At 36.6% G+C, this 1408-nt stretch carries 1 protein-coding gene; it reads right to left on the reverse strand.

Annotated elements, in window-relative coordinates:
- Positions 1-77 precede the first annotated feature (77 nt).
- Positions 78-1373 carry an ISL3 family transposase gene (locus tag DF281_RS14420; RefSeq protein WP_109350946.1) on the reverse strand — a complete coding sequence of 432 codons (1296 nt, stop codon included), beginning with the start codon at positions 1371-1373 and terminating at the stop codon, positions 78-80.
- Positions 1374-1408 lie beyond the last annotated feature (35 nt).

Consider the following 1408-nt stretch of genomic DNA (forward strand, 5'->3'; position numbering starts at 1 on the left):
GGCTCTTTGTCAAATAACGTTGGTGAGAGTTTTCAATTGAATAAAAATCGATTGGTTTGAGCGAGATCACGTTTCATTTATGAAGCGTGGCTCGCTCTTTTTAAATGGAAATGTAAGTAGATTCGATTGCGGTAGTTTTCAAAGTTTCTATACCCATAGGCAACTCGATTTAAGACTTTGATTTTATTATTAATCCCTTCAATTCTTCCGTTGTTATAAGGGAAAAGAAAGCTGTTTTTAATTGAACTCAAGTGATATTTCAGTGTTTTAATACTTCTTTTAAAATCCTTTGAAACGCCCTCTACTAAAGGCTTTTCAAGGATTTTAGTTAACTGTTCGAGGTTTTTATCTTTCAATGCGGTTAAGATGGATTGGTAAAGATCATAGTTCACTTTCAGACGTTCACTATAACTCATCAGTGTCTCAACGACTGTCGCATCAGTGGTTTGCCCGAAAAGTGGGAAGTTTTTATAAGACGTAAAAGAAAGATCAAGTGCGTTTTTCAAGGGGAGTTTCCAATACTTTTTCAGGCGGCGGTATTTCTTCTGATCTGCACTATTACTTGTTCTAAAGCCATTCATGACAGTGATTCTCAGTTTATTCATCGAACGATTAATGAGTTGGACAAGATGAAATCTGTCGATAATGATCTTCGCTTTTGGGAAAAGCTCTTTAATCAATTTTTCATATCCTGCATTCATATCAATCGTGATGGTTTCGACTGCACAACGCTGGGCATAACTGTAGCGAGACAGGAAGTGATTTTTGATATCACGACTTAATCGAGAAGGTAAAACCCCTAGAATCGTACCTGTTTTGGCATTAATATATTCAAAAGCCATTCTGCCTTTAAGGTATTTGAACTCATCGAAAGAAAGGTGTTTCGGTAAATAATCATATTTTTTAGGCATAGATTCGCTATATTGATTGATGAAACGTTGAACTGAAGAAGTAGAAATACAAGTATCTTGAGCGATTAGTGTAATGGACTGTGCTTCAGAAGCTTTCAGTGTTACGAGTGACTTGGATTGGTTCGAGATGAAACAGAAGCGATTAATGACTTCCGATTTAGCCACAAAGGTACTTGAACAGCTTTTACAAAAGAAGCGTTGCTTCTTCAGTAATAGAAATGTACGGTGAACTCCCGTCATTGGTAGAGAGATTCTCGACTCCTGCGTGCCATTTTTAATAATCGAGAAATCCTTATTCGCCATGCCACAAACTGTACATCTATCAGGTGTATAAGTGAGCTTGGCTGAAATGAACTTACTCATTCTTCCCTTATAAAGCTTTTGATTGACGCAATTCGTAGCGAAGTGGATATTTGAGTCTTGTATATCGAGTAAATTTCGAATATCATGATTAATAGACAAGTGATTTTCCCCCTTAGTTTATTGTTTGGTAGACT

This window comes from Kurthia zopfii, assembly GCF_003143955.1.
Lineage (GTDB): Bacteria > Bacillota > Bacilli > Bacillales_A > Planococcaceae > Kurthia > Kurthia zopfii.